Source organism: Luteimonas saliphila, from assembly GCF_016774335.1.
Classification (GTDB): domain Bacteria; phylum Pseudomonadota; class Gammaproteobacteria; order Xanthomonadales; family Xanthomonadaceae; genus Luteimonas; species Luteimonas saliphila.
In genome coordinates this window covers 236590-257523 of sequence record NZ_JAETWA010000014.1, presented here as the reverse complement: position 1 = coordinate 257523, position 20934 = coordinate 236590, and the positions used below count along the sequence as shown (strand labels likewise).

General features: G+C 70.6%; 14 protein-coding genes. 6 read left to right on the top strand and 8 right to left on the bottom strand.

The genetic code is table 11. From position 1 onward, the window contains the following. Positions 1-13: 13 nt before the first annotated feature. The 7 genes from ligA to JMO03_RS04120 form a co-directional block, all read right to left on the bottom strand. On the bottom strand, positions 14-2518 hold the full coding sequence (gene ligA / locus JMO03_RS04150) for an NAD-dependent DNA ligase LigA (RefSeq protein ID WP_202840524.1): 2505 nt from the start codon (positions 2516-2518) through the stop codon (positions 14-16). Between the two features lie 654 nt (positions 2519-3172). Then, positions 3173-3913, bottom strand: coding sequence for a cell division protein ZipA (gene zipA / locus JMO03_RS04145; RefSeq protein ID WP_202840522.1), 741 nt, complete (start codon positions 3911-3913; stop codon positions 3173-3175). 28 nt (positions 3914-3941) lie between these two features. Continuing rightward, positions 3942-7445, bottom strand: coding sequence for a chromosome segregation protein SMC (smc, locus tag JMO03_RS04140; RefSeq protein WP_202840520.1), 3504 nt, complete (start codon positions 7443-7445; stop codon positions 3942-3944). Positions 7446-7616: 171 nt separating this feature from the next. After that, entirely contained in the window at positions 7617-8990 is a 1374-nt protein-coding gene (otsA, locus tag JMO03_RS04135) for an alpha,alpha-trehalose-phosphate synthase (UDP-forming) (protein WP_202840514.1), read from the bottom strand. Further along, positions 8987-10765: a glycoside hydrolase family 15 protein gene (locus tag JMO03_RS04130; protein WP_202840634.1), complete on the bottom strand. Its 1779-nt coding sequence runs from the start codon at positions 10763-10765 to the stop codon at positions 8987-8989. Before JMO03_RS04130 ends, otsA begins: the two co-directional genes overlap by 4 nt. A gap of 14 nt (positions 10766-10779) precedes the next feature. Beyond that, on the bottom strand, positions 10780-11529 hold the full coding sequence (gene otsB / locus JMO03_RS04125) for a trehalose-phosphatase (protein ID WP_202840512.1): 750 nt from the start codon (positions 11527-11529) through the stop codon (positions 10780-10782). Between the two features lie 46 nt (positions 11530-11575). Beyond that, on the bottom strand, positions 11576-12670 hold the full coding sequence (locus JMO03_RS04120) for an ABC transporter ATP-binding protein (RefSeq protein ID WP_202840504.1): 1095 nt from the start codon (positions 12668-12670) through the stop codon (positions 11576-11578). Between the two features lie 175 nt (positions 12671-12845). Here JMO03_RS04120 and JMO03_RS04115 point away from each other — a divergent pair, with 175 nt between their 5' ends. From JMO03_RS04115 to eda, 6 genes are all read left to right on the top strand, one after another. Next, on the top strand, positions 12846-14219 hold the full coding sequence (locus JMO03_RS04115) for a GH1 family beta-glucosidase (RefSeq protein WP_202840502.1): 1374 nt from the start codon (positions 12846-12848) through the stop codon (positions 14217-14219). Positions 14220-14240: 21 nt separating this feature from the next. Further along, positions 14241-15659, top strand: a complete 1419-nt coding sequence (zwf, locus tag JMO03_RS04110) for a glucose-6-phosphate dehydrogenase (protein WP_202840500.1) — start codon at positions 14241-14243, stop codon at positions 15657-15659. After that, positions 15656-16663 (top strand): glucokinase, encoded by a 1008-nt coding sequence (glk, locus tag JMO03_RS04105; protein WP_202840498.1) that lies wholly within the window; start codon positions 15656-15658, stop codon positions 16661-16663. Before zwf ends, glk begins: the two co-directional genes overlap by 4 nt. Beyond that, the gene (pgl, locus tag JMO03_RS04100; RefSeq protein ID WP_238345877.1) at positions 16660-17406 is read left to right on the top strand and encodes a 6-phosphogluconolactonase; all 747 of its coding nucleotides are present in this window, start codon (positions 16660-16662) and stop codon (positions 17404-17406) included. Before glk ends, pgl begins: the two co-directional genes overlap by 4 nt. Positions 17407-17452: 46 nt before the next feature. Then, positions 17453-19369, top strand: coding sequence for a phosphogluconate dehydratase (gene edd, locus JMO03_RS04095; RefSeq protein ID WP_202840496.1), 1917 nt, complete (start codon positions 17453-17455; stop codon positions 19367-19369). A 157-nt stretch (positions 19370-19526) separates the two neighbouring features. Next, positions 19527-20189 carry a bifunctional 4-hydroxy-2-oxoglutarate aldolase/2-dehydro-3-deoxy-phosphogluconate aldolase gene (eda, locus tag JMO03_RS04090; RefSeq protein WP_202840495.1) on the top strand — a complete coding sequence of 221 codons (663 nt, stop codon included), beginning with the start codon at positions 19527-19529 and terminating at the stop codon, positions 20187-20189. 44 nt (positions 20190-20233) lie between these two features. On the opposite strand, the gene JMO03_RS04085 is transcribed toward eda, so the two are convergent. Continuing rightward, positions 20234-20899, bottom strand: coding sequence for a hypothetical protein (locus JMO03_RS04085; RefSeq protein ID WP_202840493.1), 666 nt, complete (start codon positions 20897-20899; stop codon positions 20234-20236). Positions 20900-20934: the final 35 nt, after the last annotated feature.

The following is a 20934-nucleotide window of genomic DNA, read 5'->3' as shown; positions in this document are numbered from 1 at the left end:
CTTGCGCCAACCATCACGCGTGCTTCGCCAGGAACGCCAGCAACTGCGCCTCGTCCCAGGTTTCGATGCCGAGCTCCTGCGCCTTCGCGAGCTTCGAACCGGCGTTCTCGCCGGCCACCACCAGGTGCGTCTTCTTCGACACGCTGCCGGCGACGCGGGCGCCAAGCGCCTCGAGTCGTTCCCCCGCCTCGTCCCGGGTCATCGAATCCAGTGTGCCGGTGAGCACCACCGACTTGCCGTCGAGCGGCCCCTGCGCACGCGCGGCCTGCGCCGGCGCGGCATCGAGCAGGCGACGCATCGCCACGTCTGCGGCACGCAGATCCGCCAGCGCCTCGACGTCGGCCAGGTAGGCGGCCAGGTTCTCCGCACCGGCCGATGACAGCCCCGCACCGGTCCAGCCGCTGGCGTTGGCGCGCAGCAACGCGTCGAGCGTGACGTAGATGTCGGCCAGGCGCTCGGCGCTCTTGCCGCCGAGCTTGTCCACCGGCAGGGCCTCGAGCAGGTGCGCCAGCCCGAGCCGTTCGCGCAGCGCCGCCGAGGGCGGGCTCTCGTCCGCGAACACGATGCCGGCCGCGAGCAGCGCGTCGACCACGGCCGCATTGCCGGGTTGTTCGAAGAAGGTCGCGATCGAACGCCCAACCTCGGCGCCGATGTCGGGCAGCGCCTGCAGCAGCACCGCGGGCGTGGAGCGGATGAAGTCGAGCGATCCAAGCCACTGCGCCAGCGATTTCGCCGTGGTCTCGCCCAGGTGCGGAATGCCCAGCGCGAACAGGAACCGCGGCAGCGTGGTCGCCTTGCTGGCGGCGATCGCCGCGACCAGGTTCTCGGCCCAGCGCGTGGCCAGCTTGCCCGAGAGGTCCACCGCCAGGTGCCTGCGCAGGAAGGCCGCGTTCTTCCATTCGTACGCGTCGTCGGCGAGCAGCGCCTGCCCGCGTGGATCGAGCAGCAGCGCGCCGCGGCTGTCGGCCACGGCCTCGGCCAGGTCGGCCGCGGTGGCGGCGTCGAGCGCGGCCTTCATCCGCACCAGGTCCTCGACCGTCAGCGCGTACAGGTCGGCCGGCGAATGCACGAAGCCGAACTCCACCAGCGCTTCGGCCTGACGGTCGCCCAGCCCTTCGATGTCCATGGCCCGGCGCGAGGCGAAATGCCGCGCCGCCTCCTTGCGCTGCGCCGCGCAGGCCAGCCCGCCGCTGCAGCGCCAGGCGGCCGCGCCCTCCTCGCGCACCAGTTGCGAACCGCACACCGGGCATTGCGATGGCATGGTCCAGGGCGCCGCACCCACCGTGCGGCGCTCCTCGATCACGCGCACGATCTCGGGAATGACGTCGCCGGCGCGCCGCACGATCACCGTGTCGCCCTCGCGCACGTCCAGGCGCGCGATCTGGTCGGCGTTGTGCAGGGTGGCGTTGGTGACGGTGACGCCGGCCACCTGCACCGGCTCCAGACGCGCCACCGGGGTGATCGCGCCGGTGCGACCGACCTGCACTTCGATCGCGCGCAGCACGGTGGCCTGCTCCTGCGCCGGGAACTTGTGCGCCAGCGCCCAGCGTGGCGCGCGCGAGACGAAGCCCATCTCGCGCTGCTGGTCGTAGTCGTCGAGCTTGTAGACCACGCCGTCGATGTCGTACGGCAGCGTGTCGCGCAGCTCGCCGATGCGACGAAAATACGCGAGCAGGCCATCCAGGCCTACTGCGGTGTCGACTTCCGACGCGACGGGGAAGCCGAACCCGCGCAGCAGTTGCAGGGTCTGCGAATGGGTGTCGGGCAGTTCCAGCCCCACCACCTCGCCCACGCCGTAGGCGAAGAACGCCAGCGGCCGACGCCGGGTGACGGCCGGATCGAGCTGGCGCAGGGAGCCGGCCGCGCCGTTGCGCGGATTGGCGAGCAGCTTCTCGTTGCGCTCCAGCGCATTGGCGTTCCAGTCGGCGAACGCCTTGCGCGGCATGTAGATCTCGCCGCGCACCTCGAGCACCGCGGGCGGCGGCGATTTCCCGATGCGCAGCTTCAGCGGCACCGCGCGCACCTGGCGCAGGTTGGCGGTGACGTTCTCGCCGCTGGCGCCGTCGCCGCGGGTGGCGCCCTGGACGAACACGCCATCCTCGTAGCGCAGGCTGATGGCGAGGCCGTCGAGCTTGGGCTCGACCGAGAACACCGGCGCGCTGACGCCCAGGCGCTGCTCGATCCGGCGCTCGAAATCGGCCACCTCGGCGTAGCGGGTGCGATCGTCGGCATCCTCGGGCACGCCGGCGGTTTCGAAGGCGTTGGCGAGCGACAGCATCGGGATCGCGTGACGTACTTCGGGGAAGCCGCCATCGGGTCGCGTGCCGACGGTGCGGGTCGGCGAGTCGTCGCTCGCCAGTTCGGGATGTTCGGCTTCCAGCGCCTCCAGTTCGCGCATCAGCGCGTCGTACTCGGCATCCGGGATCGACGGATCGTCGAGCACGTAGTAGCGGTGGTTGGCGTCTTCGATGCGCGCGCGCAACTTGGCGGCGCGGGCGGCGGCGGCAGGATCGGGCATGGGGGAATTGTAGGACGCGGCGGTGGCCTCGGCGTCATGTCTACCGGGTCAGGGCAGTCGCGCCTGCGGCGGGCCTCTGCACGCACGTTTTTCATGTTCCGCTACCTGACGGGCCCCGCCGCGACCGGGCGGCCTTTGCGGCGAATGTCCCCCGGCGCCGGCTTCCCGGCCGACGCCTCCTCCTTGATTTCGCCGCAAAGGCCGCCCGGCCACGGCGGGGCTCGGCTGACGGATGGATGTGGGAGTACAGGATCGAGTACGTCTTCGCCTACCCGACCTGCGAAGCGACACCCCCGCAAGTCGCACGGCCGGCAGCTAGGCAGCGACCGCAAGGCGTGTTCCAACGGGAACAGGCCGCCGGCGTCGCCCGACGCGGGGTGCGGGTGCCCTTGGGTACGAAATCAAGGAGGCGACGGCCGAAGGTCGTTGCCGGGGGACATTCGTACCCAAGGGCACCCGCATCCGGCGCCCCGCCGCAATCCGGACGACGTGCTCTTGCGGCCCGACCTGCAGACAAGCCTCGACGGTAGACGATCAACGCAACGACACGCCACCAAGACATCGAGCGAGCGCTCGCGGCTTCCGCGAGACCTGCCTGATGCGACTGCAGTCCAACAGGGAACCGCGACACCCAGCGCGGTCAGTCTGGGGCCTCTACCAACGTGGGCTGCGCGTGACCGGCGGCGCCTCATGTTCGCGGTCCCAGGCGCGCAGTTCATCGCGCAGGCCGGCGATGCGCTGGCGGCCGAGCGCGTTGCGCTGTTCGTCCAGCACCACGCCGTCCAGCAGTTCGGCCATGCGCTGCGCGGCCGGCAGCATCGCGTCCCAGGCATCGAGCGCGCTGACCGGCGCCGGGAGGGTCAGGAAGAAGGCGATGGCCGGCGTTTCCAGCGCCTGGATCTCCGACATCTCGAAGCTGCCCGGCCGGCGGATGTTGGCGACGCTGAAGATCGGCCCGCGCTCCGGGTGGCTTTCGACCAGCCGGTGGAACACGTTCATGTGGCCGTAGGTCAGTCCCGCCTTCTCGGCGGCGACCACGATGTCGGGGCCGCGCAGCACCTGCCCGGCGCGGGCGGCGATGTAGAGGGTGACGATCTTGTCGAAGTCGTCGCTGACGCGCTTGCCCAGCTCGCTGTTGGGCGAAGCCGCGCCGACCGCGCCGTCGAGCAGTTCCATCTCGGCCTGCACCGATTCCTCGCCCGCGGAAGCCGGCGCATCGGCCAGCTCGCGCTCGATCTGCGCGCCGAGGGTCGGCTCCATGCGGTCGCCCTCGCCCTTCTGTTCTCCGCGCGGCACGCGGCGGCCCTGTCCCTGGCGCGGCCGGGTCCCGAAGTACCAGATCGCCAGCAGCAGGATCAGGCCTGCCACGAGGATGCCAATGCGCAGTTCGGTCATGCCGGTCCTCCGGGGATCGTGCGGGGCCTCACGCGGCGCCGACCATGCGTGCGGCCTCGGCCAGGTCGACGGACACCAGGCGGCTCACGCCCGGCTCGCGCATGGTAACGCCACTGAGCTGCTGCGCGGCTTCCATGGTCGCCTTGTTGTGGGTGACGAACAGGAACTGCACCTGCTCGCTCATCTCGCCGACCATCGCGGTGAAGCGGCCGACGTTGGCTTCGTCGAGCGGCGCGTCGACCTCGTCGAGCAGGCAGAACGGCGCGGGATTGAGCCGGAAGATCGCGAACACCAGCGCCACCGCAGTCATCGCCTTCTCGCCGCCGGACAGCAGCGAGATGTTGGACACGCGCTTGCCCGGTGGGCGGGCCATGATCGCCACGCCGGTGTCGAGCAGGTCCTCGCCGGTGAGTTCGAGGTAGGCGTGTCCTCCGCCGAACAGGCGCGGATACAGTTCCTGTACGCCGGAGTTGACCCGGTCGAAGGTGTCCTTGAAACGGCCGCGGGTTTCCCGGTCGATCTTGCGGATCGCGTCTTCCAGCGTTTCCAGCGCGGTGGTGAGGTCGGTGTCCTGCGCGTCGAGGTACTCCTTGCGCTGCGCGGCCTCGGCGTGCTCGGCGATCGCGGCGAGGTTGACCGGCTCCAGGCGGCGCAGCCTGGCGTCGAAATCGCCGACCATCTTCTCCCAGGCCGCAGCCTCGGCCTCCGCGGGCAGGCTGGCGATCACCTCGTCGAGCACGAACCCAGCCTCGACCACGGCCGCGGTGAGCTGTCCGGCCTGGATCGCCAGCGCCTGCTGGTCGAGGCGACGCTGCGCGATCGCCTCGCGCTGGGACAGTGCCTGTTCCTCGCGCTCGTGGCGGGTGCGCTCGAAGGCGCGCAGGTCTTCGTCGATCCCCTCCAGGGCGGAGCGCGCGGCAGCCAGCGCCTTTTCCGCCAGCACGCGCTGTTCCAGCGCGGCCTGGCGCTGTTCCTCCAGGGCCAGCACCGGCGCATCGCCATCCGAGAGCTGCGCGGCGAGTTCGCCCAGCCGCGCATCGAGCTGGCCACGCTGGCCGCCCATGCGTTGCAGGGCCTGCGCCAGGGCCACCACCTGGGCGCGTTGAGATTCGAGCGTCAGCGCCAGCGCGTGCGCGGTGTCGCGCGATTCGCGGGCGGCCGCGCGGGCGGCGTCGCGCGCCTCGGCCAGCGACCGGCGCTCGGTTTCCAGCGCATTGCGCACGGACTCCAGTTCGGCCATGCGGCCGATCGCGTCTTCCAGCTTCGAGCGCGCCTCGCGCGCCTGGCGGGCGCTGTCGTCGATGGTCTCGACGAGTTGCGCGAGTTCGGCGTCGATCTTCTCGATGCGGGTGCGCGCGTTGTCCACCCTGCCCTGCTGGCTCTGCAACTGTCCTGCCAGTTCGGAGACGCCGCGATGGGCCATGTACAGCGCGCGCTGCGCATCCTCGCGCTGCTGCTCGGCCGCCAGCAGGCGGTCGCGCCAGGCGGCGATGCCGCGCTCGAGTTCGTGTTCGCGCTGCTGCAGGCCCTCGATCGCGCCACGCAGCTGCTTGATCTCGCGCTCGCGCAGCAGCGCGCCCTGCTTGGCCGCGCCCGAACGCAGCACCCGCACCCAGCCCGCGCCGAGGCGCTCGCCGTTGCGGGTGATGACCGACTCGCCCGCGTCCAGCCGCGCCTGCAGCGCGCGCGCCTCCGACAGCGATTCGGCGACGTGCAGCCGCGAGAGCAGGCGGCGGATCGCCAGCGGACCCTGCACCTTCGCTGCCAGCGAGGTCGGCGCGAATGCCTCGTCCCCGGCCTGCGTTGAGACCAGGGCCAACCGGCCTTCGCCGAGGTCGCCCAGGGCATCGACCAGCGCTTCCGGCGCGTCGACCAGCACGCCCTCGATCAGCTGCCCCAGCGCGCCCTCGACCGCGTTTTCCCAGCCCGGCTCGACCACCAGTTGCTCGCCCACGCGCGCGGCCGAGTCCAGGCCCTGCCGGCGCAGCCATTCCACCGCGGCGCCCTGCTCCTGGCCGAGCGCGGCATGCTGCAACGTCTCGAGCGACGACAGCCGGCCGCGCGCTTCCTGCGCCTGCTTGCGCACGTCGGAAAGCTCGTTCTGCGCCTGGCGCTGCTGGTCCTGCAGCTCGAGCGCCGCCTGCTTGCGCTGTTCGAGTTCCGCGTTGAGGCCGTCGAGCGCCGCCTTCTGCTCCTCGTGGCGCAGGGCCACGGTCTCGAAGGCCTCGGCCAGCGCGGCCAGGTCGAGCGCGCCGCGCTCGGCCTCGAGCTGCTGGCGGCGGCGATCGGCATCGAGCGACTGCCGATCGAGGTAATCCACGCGCGTGCGCTCGACATCGCCCGCGCGCGCGGCCTCGTTCTGTTCGCGCTGGTGCGCTTCCCAGCGCTGCTGCCAGTCGGCCAGCGCCTCCTCGGCGTTGCGCAGCGCCTCCTGGCGGACTTCGTCGTCCTCGCGCAGCGACGCCAGCTGCGGCTCGGCCTCGTCGATCGCGGCCTGCAACGTTTCCAGCCGCGCCTGGTCGCCGCTGATGTGCGAGCCGATCTCCTCCAGCGCATGGCGCGTTTCCTCGCGCGCCTTGTGCAGGCGCTCGGCCATCTCGCGCTGGTGCGCGATCTGCTGCTCGACGCGCGCCAGCGTGCCACCGACCTCGTAGCTTTCGGCCTGGGCCTTGTTGAGCGCGGCGCCGGCTTCGTCGCGGCGCACGCGGCCGGTTTCCAGCTCGCGTTCGGCTTCGCGCTGCTCGGCGATCAGTTGCTGCAGCCGGGTCTCCTCGTGCGAGAGGCCCTCGCGCAGCGACTGCAGTTGCGCATCGAGCGCGCGGAACTCCAGCGCCTTCCACTCGGCGTCGCGGATCCTGCGCTCGGCCTGGATCGCGGTGTACTGCTCGGCCTGCTTCGCCTGCCGCGCGAGGTGCTGGAGCTGCTTGCCGACCTCCTCGCGCAGGTCGCCGAGACGGTCGAGGTTCTCGCGGGTGTGGCGGATGCGGGTCTCGGTTTCCTTGCGCCGCTCCTTGTAGCGGGAAATGCCGGCCGCCTCCTCGAGATAGACGCGCAGCTCCTCGGGCTTGGCGTCGATCACCTGGCTGATCATGCCCTGTTCGATGATCGAATAGCTGCGCGGCCCCAGGCCGGTACCGAGGAACAGGTCGGTGATGTCGCGGCGCCGGCACTTGGCGCCGTTGAGGTAATAGCCGCTCTGGCCGTCGCGGCCGACGGTGCGCTTGACCGAGATCTCGTTGAAGGCCGCGTATTCGCCGGCGATGGTGTGGTCGGAATTGTCGAAGACCAGCTCGACCGTGGCCTGCGACACCGGCTTGCGCGCGGTCGAGCCGGCGAAGATCACGTCGGTGAGCGAGTCGCCGCGCAGTCTGCTGGCCGAGCTCTCGCCCATCACCCAGCGCACCGCGTCGATGATGTTCGACTTGCCGCAGCCGTTCGGACCGACCACGCCGGTCATGTTGGTCGGCAGGTGCAGTGTGGTGGGATCGACGAAGGATTTGAAACCGGACAGCTTGATCGTGGACAGGCGCATGCGGCGTTGTGGGCCCCGGGCCGCGCCTGCGGCGCGGCGTCAATATTCTGGAAAAGAGGGAGAAATGACGCTCAAGTCATTGAATGGGCTGGGATCGTGCCGATCCCGTGCCCATCCGGAATTGGCGAGTATAACGAGCCGCCCCGGGGCCCGTCGCGGTCGTGGAACCGCTCAGCCGGCCACTTCGGCCAGCCGCTCGAGGAAGCGCCGGCACCAGACGTGGATGTCGTAGCCGGTGATCGGGCGCATCATCGACTCCCAGCGTTCGCGCCGCTCCTGCAATGGCATCGTCGAGGCGCGCGCGATCGCATCGGCGACGCCGTCCAGGTCGTAGGGATTCACCAGCAGCGCCGCATCCAGCTCCGCCGCTGCGCCGGCCAGCATCGACAGCACCAGCGCGCCCGGGTTCTCCGGATCCTGCGCGGCCACGTATTCCTTCGCCACCAGGTTCATGCCGTCGCGCAGCGGCGTGACCAGGGCCACCGACGCCATCCGGTAGAAGCCGGTGAGCGTGGCATGCGCGAAGTTGCGGTTGACGTAGCGCAGCGGCGTCCAGTCCGGCTCGGCGTGGGTGCCGTTGATGTGCCCGGCGAGGCCCTCGAGCTGATCGCGCAGGTGCTGGTACTCGGCCACGTCGCCGCGCGAGACCGGCGCGATCTGCAGGAAGGTCAGGCGCCCGCGTTCGGCAGGATGGCGCTCGATGTAGCGGCCGAAGGCGCGGAAGCGCTCCGGCAGCCCCTTCGAATAATCCAGCCGGTCGACGCCGATCGCCAGCTGGCGCCCGCTCAGGCTCTCGCGCAGCGCGCGCACCGCGGGCTTGCCGACCGCCGCCGCCGACTGCTCGGCGATGCGCGCGGCATCGATCCCGATCGGGAATGCGCCCACCGCGACGGTGCCGCCGCCGGGCAGCTTCACCGTGCCATCGGGCGTGACTGTCGCACCGCCGTAGATGCGCGCATAGGTCCGGAAGCGGTCGGCGTCGCGGGTGGTCTGGAACCCGACCAGGTCGTAGGCGTACAGCGTGCCGAACAGGCGTCCGTGTTCGGGCAGCGCGCCCAGCAGGTCCGCCGACGGCATCGGCACGTGCAGGAAGAAGCCGATCCGGCAGCCGATGCCGCGCTCGCGCAGCAGCGCGGCCAGCGGGATCAGGTGGTAGTCGTGGATCCAGACCTCGTCGCTGTCGCGCAGCAGCGGCGCCAGCCGGTCTGCGAACAGGGCGTTGACCCGACGGTAGCCGGCGCGGGTCTCGCGCGCGTAGTCGACCAGGTCCAGGCGCGAGTGCAGCAGCGGCCACAGCGTGCGGTTGGCGAAGCCGTTGTAGTAGGCGTCGTGGTCGGGCCGGTCGAGGTCCATGGTGACGTAGCGCACCTCGCCCTCCGCCTGTTCGTGCAGGCGGCCGCTGTCCTCCCGCACCACCTTGCCGCTCCAGCCGAACCACAAGCCACCACGCGTCCCGAGCGCCGCCTCCAGGCCGACCGCCAGACCGCCTGCGCGCGCCTCCCCGGGCACCGCCACGCGGTTGGACACCACCACGAGGCGGCTCACGACGCCTCCTGCCAGCTGCGCGAGAGCCGGGTCGCGGCGATGATCAGGCCGACGTGCGAATAGGTCTGCGGGAAGTTGCCCCAGGCCTCGCCGTCCTCGAACGAGAGGTCCTCCGACAGCAGGCCGAGGTGGTTGCGCCGGGCCAGCAGCCGCTCGAACATCGCCCTCGCCTCGTCCACCCGCCCCGTCGCCGCCAGGGCGTCGATGTACCAGAAGGTGCAGATGGTGAAGCTGGTCTCCGGCTCGCCGAAATCGTCCGGCGCGATGTAGCGGAACAGCGCGTCGCCGCGGCGCAGGTCGCGGCCGATGGCGTCGACGGTCGCGACGTAGCGCGGGTCGTCGGGCGCGAGGAACCCGATGTCCGCCAGCAGCAGCAGCGAGGCGTCCAGGTAGTCGCTGTCGAACGAGGCGCTGAAGTGGTCGGCCTCCGGGCGCCATGCGCGCTCGATCACGGTGGCGTGGATCGTGTCTGCGCGCGACCGCCAGTATGCGGCGCGCTCCTCCAGCGCGAGCGCCCCGGCGATCTTGGCCAGGCGGTCGCAGGCCGCCCAGCACATCGCCGCGGTGTAGGTATGAACTTCGGCACGGCCGCGGAATTCCCAGAGCCCGGCATCTGGCTGGTCGTGCAGCGCGAAGGCGCGTTCGCCCAGCGGCTCGAGGCGTGCGAACGCCGCGGCGTCGCCCGGGTGCGCCAGGCGCTGATCGAAGAACAGCTGGGTCGAGGCCAGCACCACGCTGCCGTAGACGTCGTGCTGTTTCTGCACCCATGCCAGGTTGCCGCGTCGCACCGGGCCCATGCCGCGGTAGCCGGCCAGGGATTCGACCTCGTGTTCCTCGAGCTTCTCCTCGAAGCCGATGCCGTACAGCGGCTGCAGGCTGCCGTCGTGGGTGGCGATGTTGAAGATGTAGCGCAGGAACTCCTCCATGCTGCGGGTCGCGCCCAGCCGGTTGAGCGCGCGCACCACGAAGGCCGCGTCGCGCAGCCAGCAGTAGCGGTAGTCCCAGTTGCGCGGGGTATCGGGCGCCTCCGGAATCGACGTGGTCATGGCCGCGATGATCGCGCCGCTGTCCTCGTACTGGCACAGCTTGAGCGTGATCGCGCTGCGGATCACCGCTTCCTGCCAGTCCAGCGGGATCGAGAGGTAGCGGACCCACTCGCGCCAGTAGTGTTCGGTGCGGCCGAGCGCTTCCTCGACGTATCCGGACAGCGAGCGCAGCAGCGACTCGTCCGGGCCGAAGACCAGGTGCACTCGCTCGCCGAGCACGAACGGCGTGCCTTCGCGCACGAAGCGGATCGGCACGTCGGTGGTCAGGCGCAGCGTGTAGTCCGGCAGCATCCAGCGCACGTGGTTGCTGCCCCAGGTCGATTCGGGCAGGCGCGCGCCCCAGTCGGCCAGCGGCCGCGCGCGGACGCGGATGCGCGGCGTGCCGGCGAGCGGCGTGATCCGGCGGATGATCGAGACCGGGCGGTAGATGCGGCTGTTCTGCTTCCAGCGCGGGGCCAGATCCAGTACTTCGACGACGCCGCCGTGGCGGTCGTGCAGCACGGTGCGCAGGATCGCGGTGTTGGTGACGTAGTGCTGTTCGCTGCGCTCGTAGTCCTCGAGTTCGACCGCCAGGTCGCCGCCTTCGTTGTCGCGCGGCGACAGCAGCGCGCAGAACGCCGGATCGCCATCGAACGCCGGCAGGCAACTCCAGACCACCCGCGCCTGGCGATCGATCAGCGCGCCGAAGCTGCCGTTGCCGATCACGCCCAGGTCGAGCGATTGCGGCATGCCGTCGACGCCGCTCACCGGGCCACCCCCAGCCATTCGAACACTTCGCCGATGTCCGCCAGCCGGTGGCCGGCACGCGTGCCCTCGCGATCGCCCACCAGCACGCTGACGCCGCCGTGGGCATTGACGATCCCGAAGCCGTGCTCGTCGGTGAGGTCGTCGCCGATGAATGCCGGGGTCCGCCCCCGGAACGGCGGCTCGGACAGGAACGCCTCGATCGCGGCGCCCTTGTCCGCGTGCCGTGGCCGCAATTCCACCACATGGTCGCCCGGCTGCAGGTGGTAGCCGGGCAGGCGCGTCAACGCCTGCATCGCGAAGGCCTGGAGATCGGCCGCCGCCTCGGGCATCGCCCGCCAGTGCAGTGCCATCGCCTCTCCCTTGTCTTCCAGCAACGCCTGCGGATATCGCGTCAGCAGGGTCTTGGCCTGCATCTTCACCGCCTGCAACGCCATCGGCGGGGTCTCGGGCGCCGGCGCCGGCTCGCCCGCTGCGCGCCGTTGCAGGCCGTGCAGCCCGGCCGCGGCGAACCTCCGCGGCGCGAAAAGGCGGTCGAGGGTTTCGATCCGCCGGCCGCTGACCAGCGCCAGGGCGCCGCCCAGGGCTTCCGAGAGCCGGGCCAGGCGATCGACCAGGCCGTCAGGTACGCGCACCTGCTCGGGGTGGTCGGCGAATGCCACCAGCGTGCCGTCGACGTCGAGGAACAACGCCCATTGATCGGACAGCGGTGGAGGCGGCGGCAGGATGGGGGCGCCGTCGTAGGTCATACCCACATGATGGCCCGGATCGCGCCTACGCGCCATGAAGGCCTTGTCACCCGCACGCCAGCGCCAGACCGTTCTCCGGATCGAACACGTGCACGCGGCCCGGTACGAGGCGCAACCGCAACGTGCCTCCCGGATTCGGCATGGCACCGGGCGTGAGCCGCGCGACCAGCGCCTGTTCACCCAGCCGCAGGTTGACGTAGACCTCGCTGCCGACCGGTTCGACCACGTCCACCGCGGCATCGAATGCGGATCGCACGTCCTCGCCCGCTGGCTGCAGGTGTTCCGGACGCACACCGAAGCACAGTTCGCGCCCGTTCCAGCCGGCATCGAGCGGGAGATCCTCCGGCAGCGGCACGCGCGTGCCGTCGGCGAGCGCGAGCGACCAGCGCTCGTCGTGCAGCGCGCGCCCCCGCAGCACGTTCATCGCCGGGCTGCCGAGGAAGGTGGCGACGAACAGGTTCGCCGGGCGTTCGTACAGCGCCATCGGCGTGTCGATCTGCTGGATGTGCCCATCGCGCATCACCACGATGCGCTGGCCCAGCGTCATCGCCTCGACCTGGTCGTGGGTGACGTAGACCATGGTCGTGCCCAGCCGCTGGTGCATCCGCGCGATCTCCACCCGCATGCCCGCGCGCAGCTTCGCGTCCAGGTTGGACAGCGGCTCGTCGAGCAGGAACACCTGCGGCTGCCGCACCAGCGCGCGCCCGAGCGCCACCCGCTGGCGCTGGCCGCCGGACAGCTGCGCCGGCCGCCGGGCGAGCACGGCGTCGAGTTCCAGCATCCGCGCCGCCTCGCCCACCCGCGACGCGATCTCGTTCTTCGACAGCCCGCGCAGCTTCAGCGCGAAGCCGAGGTTTTCGGCAACAGTCATGTGCGGGTACAACGCGTAGCTCTGGAACACCATCGCGATGTCGCGGTCCTTCGGCGCGACTTCGTTCACCACGCGCTCGCCGATATGCAGGGTGCCGGAGGTGATGGTTTCCAGGCCTGCGAGCATGCGCAGCAGGGTGGTCTTGCCGCAGCCCGACGGCCCGACCAGCACCAGCCGCTCGCCGTCGCCGACCTCGAAGCTCGCGCCGGCGACGCCGACGTGCCCGTTGTCGTAGACCTTGCGCAGGTTTTCGAGCCGCACGCGCGCCATCGTTCCTCCAGTCCGCACGGATTCCAGCGCCACCGCAGCGCTGCGAACCGCGTCACGAATGCATGCGCATCGCGTGCATCCGCGGTCCCGGGCTGCGAATACACTGCACCGGATGATTGCGCTATTCTGGCATGTAATCGTTTCCACACCATGCCGCCGCGAGGAATTCCCAGCAATGAGCCCAACCGCAGACAAGGATTTCAGCTTCCCGAAGGGATTCCTCTGGGGCGCCGCCACCGCCGCGCACCAGATCGAGGGCTCGCCGCTCGCCGACGGGGCCGGACCGAGCATCTGGACCCGCTTCGCGCACACCCCGGGCATGACCCTCAACGGCGACACCGGCGACGTCGCCTGCGACCACTACCGGCGCTGGAAGGACGACGTGCGGCTGATGCGCGAGCTGGGCCTGCAGGCCTACCGCTTCAGCGTGTCGTGGTCGCGGATCCTGCCCGGGGGCACCGGTCGGGTGAACCAGGCCGGCCTGGACTTCTACTCGCGCCTGGTCGACGAACTCCTGGAGGGCGACATCGAGCCGCTGCTCACGCTCTACCACTGGGACCTGCCGGCCGCGCTCGACGACCGCGGCGGCTGGCTCAACCGCGACTGTGCCGACTGGTTCGCAGAGTACGGCAGCGTGCTCTACCGCGCGCTGGATGGCCGGGTGAAGAAGTGGGTCACGCTCAACGAGCCCTGGGTGATCACCGACGGCGGCTACCTGCACGGCGCCCTCGCCCCGGGCCATCGCAGCCGCTTCGAGGCGCCGATCGCCTCGCACAACCTGATGCGCGCGCATGGCGCCGCGGTGCAGGCCTATCGCGCCGAGGGAAAGCACGAGATCGGCCTGGTGGTGAACATCGAACCGAAGTACCCGGCCAGCGATTCGCCGGAGGATGCCGCCGCCACCCGCCGCGCCCATGCCTACATGAACGAGCAGTACCTGCATCCGGCGCTGCTCGGGCGCTACCCGCCGGAACTGAAGGAGATCTTCGGCGATGCCTGGCCGGACTTCCCCGAGGACGACTTCAGGCTCATCGTGCAGCCGCTGGATTTCGTCGGCATCAACTACTACACCCGCAGCGTCACCGCGGCCGACGACAGCTATCCGCTCGAGGCCGGTGCGGTGCGCCAGCCGCTGGGCACCTATACCGAGACCGGCTGGGAGGTATTCCCGCAGGGACTCACCGACCTGCTGCTGTGGTTCAAGCGCACCTACGGCGACCTGCCGGTCTACATCACCGAGAACGGGGCTGCGTTCTTCGACCCGGCAGTGGCCGAGGATAGCCGCGTGCGCGACCCGCTGCGGATTGATTACCTTCGAAAGCATCTGTCCGCGATCCACGACGCAATCGCCGCCGGCGTGGATATCCGCGGCTACATGGCGTGGTCGCTGCTCGACAACCTGGAGTGGTCGCTGGGCTATTCCAAGCGGTTCGGTATCATCCACGTCAACTACGGGACCCAGGAGCGGACCCCGAAGGACAGCGCGCGCTGGTACTCTGGCATCATTGAGAGCCACGGACGCGGCCTGTCCGATCCCCTTCCCTACTGAACAGAGCCATCCCCGGCGTCCATGCACGATTCACTCCTGCTGTTCGGCGCCACTGGCGACCTCGCACAACGTTACCTCTTCCCCTCGCTGCTGCACCTGCTGCGCGACCGGCTGCTGCCCGAAAATTTCCGCGTGGTCGCCATCGGTCGCACCGAGCACGACGACGACGGTTTCCGCGCCTGGCTGCGCGAGCGCATCGGCGATGGCGATGCGCGCAACGGCGCGCTCGACGACCTGCTCGGCCGCATCCGCTACCATCCGCTCAACCTCAACGACATCGAGGGCATGGCCGCGACGCTGTCGCGCTACGCCGACCGTCCGGCGGTGAGCTACCTGTCGACGCCGCCGAACCTGTTCGAGTCGGCCTGCCTGGGACTGAAGGCCGCCGGCCTGCTCGAACCGCCGTCGCGGCTGGTGCTGGAGAAGCCGATCGGCCACGACCTGCCGTCGGCGCGCGAGATCGACGCCACCCTCAAGTCGGCGCTGGACGAATCGCGGATCTTCCGCATCGACCACTACCTGGGCAAGGCGCCGGTGCAGAACCTGCTGGCGCTGCGCTTCGGCAACACCCTGCTCGAGGCGGTGTGGGACAACCGCTGCATCGAGTCGGTCGACATCCTGGTCGCCGAGACCGCCGGCGTCGACGGGCGCGAAGGCTATTACGCCGATTACGGCGCGCTGCGCGACATGGTCCAGAACCACATGCTGCAGCTGCTGGCGCTGGTGGCGATGGAGCCGCCCGCGGCGCTCGACGCCGACAGCGTGCGCGACGAAAAGCGCAAGGTGCTGCGCGCGCTGCGCCCGATGACCGCCGCCGACGCCGCCGCGGACAGCGTTCGTGGCCGCTACGGCGCGGGCGTGGTGGAAGGCGCGGCGGTGAAGGGTTTTACGGCTGACAGCGCTGTCGAGACCTTCGTCGGCCTGCGTGCCTGGATCGACAACTGGCGCTGGGCCGGCGTGCCGTTCCGGCTGGTCACAGGCAAGCGCCTGCCCTCGCGCACCACCGAGGTGCTGGTGAACTTCAAGCCGGTCACCCACTGGGTGTTCGATCGTCCCGACAGCAAGCACGCCACGCCCAACCGCCTGCGCATGCGCCTGCAACCGGAAGAGACGATCGAACTGGGCCTGATGGGCAGCCTGGCCGCGCCCGAATGGGGCGCCACCGAACTGATGCCGATGTCGCTGGACATGGCGATGCTGCCGCCCAAGCGCCGGATCGCCTACGAACGGCTCATGATCGACGCGCTCAAGGGCGACCAGACCCTGTTCGTGCGCGACGACGAGGTCGAGGCGCAGTGGCGCTGGATCGACAGCATCAGCGCGGCCTGGCAGCAGGCCCGAACCCCCGTCGAGGAATACCCCGCGGGTTCGTGGGGACCGGCGGCGGCGGCGGCCTTCCTGCCGCGAACGGTCCCGGGTCCGACGGGCAGGCGCGGATGAGCGACGCCACGCGGATCCTGCTGGCGGATATCGGCGGCACCAACGCCCGCTTCGCGCTGGCCGATCCGGCGCTCGCCTCGCCGCTGATCGTGGACAGCATGCAGCGCTACCCGGTCGTCGACTTCCCCTCGCTCGCCGATGCCGCGCGCCATTACCTGCGCGAGACCGGCCAGGAGGAATCCGGGATTCGCGAGGGGATCTTCGCCGTCGCCGGCCACGTCGACGGCGACGTCGCGCGGATCACCAACCATCCCTGGGTGATCTCCAGGCAGCGCACCCAGGCCCAGCTCGGTTTCGAGCGCGTCACCCTGATCAACGACTTCGCCGCCCAGGCGATGGCGATCCCGCTGCTGCAGGCCGGCGACGTGGTCCCGATCGGCGGCGCGACGTGGAGCCCCGAGGCGGCGCCGCAACACCGCACCTACGCGATCCTCGGGCCGGGCACCGGTCTCGGCGTCGGCGCGCTGATCATCCGCGAGGGCCGCCAGTATCCGCTCGAGACCGAGGGCGGGCACGTCAGCTTCCCGCCCGGCACGCCGGAGGAACTGGCGATCCTCGACCGCCTGTCCGCGCAGTTCGGGCGGGTGTCGAACGAGCGCCTGGTCTGCGGCCCGGGTCTGGTCAACATCCATCGCGCGCTCAGCGAACTCGCCGGCGAGGATCCCGGGCCGATGCAGCCGGCCGACGTCACCGCCCGCGCCCAGGCCGGCGATCCGCGCTGCATGCGCGCGGTCGACGTGTTCTGCGCGGTGTTCGGCGCGATCGCCGGCGACCTGGTGCTCACGCTCGGCGCCTGGGACGCGGTGTTCCTCACCGGCGGCGTGGTGCCGAAGATGCTCGACGCCCTCCAGCATTCGGGCTTCCGCCAGCGCTTCGAGCACAAGGGCCGGTTCTCGCCGGCGATGGCCCGGGTACCGTCGCTGGCGGTCATGCACCCCAATGCCGGCCTGCTCGGCACGGCCGCGATCGCGCGCCGCGAAGCGCTGGACGCGGCGCCGGCATGACCGGCCACGGCCCGCAGCACGATTCCCCCGGGCAGGCCGAAGGCTCGCGCGTGCGCATGCACAGCTACGAGTCGCAGACGCAGTGGACCTGGGGCGCGGCGGTCGCGATCTCCTCGGTGCTCGCGCGCGACCTGCAGCAGCAGCCGCGCGCGCGACTGCTGCTGTCGGGCGGCAGCACGCCCGCGCCGGTGTACGAGGCATTGTCGAAGGCGCCGCTGGAGTGGGACCGCGTCGACGTGGCCCTGGTCGACGAACGCTGGCTGCTGCCCGACGATCCCGACAGCAACTCGCGCCTGATCCGCGAATCGCTGTTGCGCAACAACGCGGCGAAGGCCCGCTTCGAGAACATCACCCGCCCCGGCCGCAGCATCGAGGAAGCGGTCAGCGCCGCCAACCTGCACGCGCAGGCACCGGCCGGCGTGGTGGTGCTCGGCATGGGCGAGGACGGCCACACCGCCTCGCTGTTCCCGCGGATGCAGCACCTCGATGCCGCGCTCGGTTCGCGTGCGGCCTACGTGCAGGTCGACGCCACCGGCTGCCCCGGCGCCGGCAGGTTCCTGCGCCGCATCAGCCTGACGCCCGCCGGGCTCGCGCCCGCGCACACGCGACTGCTGCTGATCCGCGGCGAGAGCAAGCGCAAGCTGCTCGAGCGCGTGTTGGACGGCGACGATCCGCGCGAATACCCGGCGCGTATCGCCTTCCTGACGCCCGGCGCGCCGCTGCACATCCACTGGTGTCCGTGACCCTGCGGTCGCGACGCCATCGACCCGCCTCATCGCCAGAACGCCAATGAGCCTGCATCCCGTACTGCACGACGTCACCGAGCGCATCCGCCGCCGCAGCCGCGCCTCGCGCGCGGCCTACCTCGCCGGCATCGAGGCCATGCACCATGCCGGGCCGAACCGCTCGCGCCTGAGCTGCGGCAACCTCGCGCACGGCTTCGCCGCCTGCGGGCCGACCGACAAGTCGCGCCTGCGCGGCGGCGCCACGCCGAATCTGGGCATCGTCACCGCGTACAACGACATGCTCTCGGCGCACCAGCCCTACGAGACCTATCCGCAGCTGATCCGCGAACACGCGCGCAGGCTCGGCGCCACCGCCCAGGTCGCCGGCGGCGTGCCGGCGATGTGCGACGGCGTCACCCAGGGCCGCGCCGGCATGGAGCTGTCGCTGTTCTCGCGCGACGTCATCGCCCAGGCCACCGCGATCGGCCTCTCGCACGACATGTTCGACAGCACGGTGCACCTGGGTATCTGCGACAAGATCGTGCCGGGCCTGCTGATCGGCGCGCTCGCCTTTGGCCACCTGCCCGCGATCTTCATCCCGGCCGGGCCGATGACGCCCGGCATTCCGAACAAGCAGAAGGCGGAAGTGCGCGAACGCTACGCCGCCGGCGAGGCCACGCGCGAGGAACTGCTCGAGGCCGAGGCCGCGTCCTACCATGCGCCAGGCACCTGCACCTTCTACGGCACCGCCAATTCCAACCAGGTGCTGCTCGAGGCGATGGGCGTGCAGTTGCCCGGCTCGTTCGCCAATCCCGGCACCTCGCTGCGCGAGGCGCTCACCCGCGCCGCGACCGAACGCGCGCTGCGCATCAGCGCGCTCGGCGACGACTACCGGCCGCTCGGCCGGGTAATCGACGAACGCGCGATCGTCAACGCGGTCGTGGCGCTGATGGCCACCGGCGGCTCCACCAACCACACCATCCACTGGCCCGCGGTCGCGCGCGCCGCCGGGATCGTCCTGACCTGGGACGACATGGACCAGCTGTCGCAGGTGGTGCCGCTGCTGGCGCGCGTGTATCCCAATGGCGAGGCGGACGTGAACCGCTTCCACGCCGCCGGCGGCATCGGCTTCGTGTTCCGCGAACTGCTCGATGCCGGGCTGATGCACGCCGACGTCGAAACCGTGCTTGCCGGCGGCATGCGCGCCTGGTGCGACGAGCCGACCCTGACCGACGGCACGCTCGCCTTCGCCCCGACGGTGGCGACCAGCGGCGACGAGGCCGTGGTACGCCCTGCCTCCGCACCGTTCGAAGCACAGGGCGGCCTGCGACTGCTACGCGGCAACCTCGGCCGCTCGCTGATCAAGCTCTCGGCGGTGAAGCCCGAATTCCGCACGATCGAGGCGCCGGCGGTGGTGGTTGACGATCCCCGCGCGCTCAACAAACTGCACGCCGCCGGGCTGCTGCCGCAGGATTTCGTCGCCGTGGTCCGCTACCAAGGCCCGAAAGCGAACGGGATGCCGGAACTGCATTCGCTGGCGCCGCTGCTGGGCATGCTGCAGAACCAGGGGCGTCGCGTCGCGCTGGTCACCGACGGACGACTGTCGGGCGCGTCGGGCAAGATCCCCGCCGCGATCCACCTCACCCCGGAAGCCGCGCGCGGCGGCCCGCTCGCCAGGCTGCGCGAGGGCGACATCATCCGCCTCGACGGCGAGGCCGGCACGCTCGAAGCGCTGGTGGATGCCGGCGAGTGGGCCGCGCGCGAACTCGCGCCGAGCACAGCGCACTGCGCCTGGGACATCGGCCGCAACCTGTTCGCGTTCAACCGCGCGATGGTCTCGCCGGCCGACCAGGGCGCGCTGTCCATCTCCTGCGGCCCACCCGCCCGCGACGGCGGGCAGTGGGACTACGATTCGGAATACGAACTCGGCGACGATCCGCGCATTGCCGCCGAGGCGCCGCACGAGTCGAAGGATGCGTGATTGGTGGATTCGTGATTGGTGATTCGAAAGCTGCGACCTTGATCCTCCCGCGCTGCCGCCATTCTGCTGCGCGCATGGAGGCCGACCGTCGCCTCGGACCACGAACCACTAATCACCAATCACGAATCACAAATCCACCAATCACCAATCACCACCCATGACCATCGAAGCTCTCCAGAACCGCGCCGAACAGTTGCTGCGCGATGCCGGCATCCTGCCGGTGATCACCGTCGACAGCGTCGACCAGGGACGCCGCATCGCCGAGGCGCTGCTGGAAGGCGGCCTGACCTCGCTCGAACTCACCCTGCGTACGCCGGCCGCGCTGGACGCACTGGCGGCACTGAAGAAGGAACTGCCCGGCATCGTCATCGGCGCCGGCACCGTGCTCGACGAAACGCACATCCGCCAGTCGATCGACGCCGGCGCGGATTTCCTGGTCACGCCCGGCACCCCGCCCGCACTGGCCGAGGCGCTGGTGCTGGCATCGATTCCCGCGGTGCCCGGCGGCGCCACGCCGACCGAATTCCTGCGCTTGATGTCGCTGGGCTTCCGCTGCTGCAAACTGTTCCCGGCCACCGCCGTGGGCGGTCTGTCGATGCTCAAGGGGCTGGCCGGCCCGCTCGCTGCGCTGAAGCTGTGCCCGACCGGCGGCATCACCGAGGCCAATGCCGGCGAGTTCCTCGCCCAGCCCAACGTGCCGTGCATCGGCGGCTCGTGGATGGTGCCCAAGGAGTGGCTGGCAGCGGGCGAATGGACGAAGGTTCGCGAAAGCGCCACGAAGGCCGCGGCGATCATCGCCCAGGCGCGCGCGCTCCACTGAATGCCGGCGGAAGCGCCCCGCGCGCCCGCCGTGATGTCTGCGATTCAATCGAGCGCAAGCTTCGCGCCAGCCCGCCTCCAGCAGACGGCTTGCAACACGTACCACGCCGCCAGCAGCCAGCCGAGCTGCCATTCGAGCGCGTTCTCGATCCGGTCCTTCAGGTCTTCGTCCCCGACCAGCGCACTCGCCGCGACGTTGCCCACGCCGAGCAGCAGCATCGTCGCGCTGACCGCGAGCATGGCCCGGAACAGGTTCGGACCACTCCGCGCATCGCCTCGCGCGCCGTGCAGGAAACGCAACTGCGCGAGGTAGCCGAAACCGAAGAAGCAGACCACGCCGTAGCGTCGCAGGAACCGGTACGTGTCGCCGTCGGTGCCCAGGAAGGTCGCGTAGACCGCCAGCGCCACCGCGGCAATCGCGCCCAGCCACGCCACGTCCCGGTGGCGCCCCAGCCAGCGCGACGCCAGCCACCAGTGCAGGCCGAGCAGCAACGCGCATGGCAGCACCAGGAGGCGGAACAGGTGGTTGCCGAGGCCATGGCGCGCGGCGCCGCTGATCGAGGTGCAGCCCTCCAGCACCGGCACGCAGGCCTCGACATAGCCGTCGCGGATCGACAGCCACAATGCGAGGTGCGCGGCGAAGGTGAACGTCGCCGCGATCGCGAGCGGCAGCGGCCAGAGCGGGAATGCGTTGGATCGGGTTCGGACCATGTCGTCGCGTCGATGCCGGGCGCGGGAGATGGCGA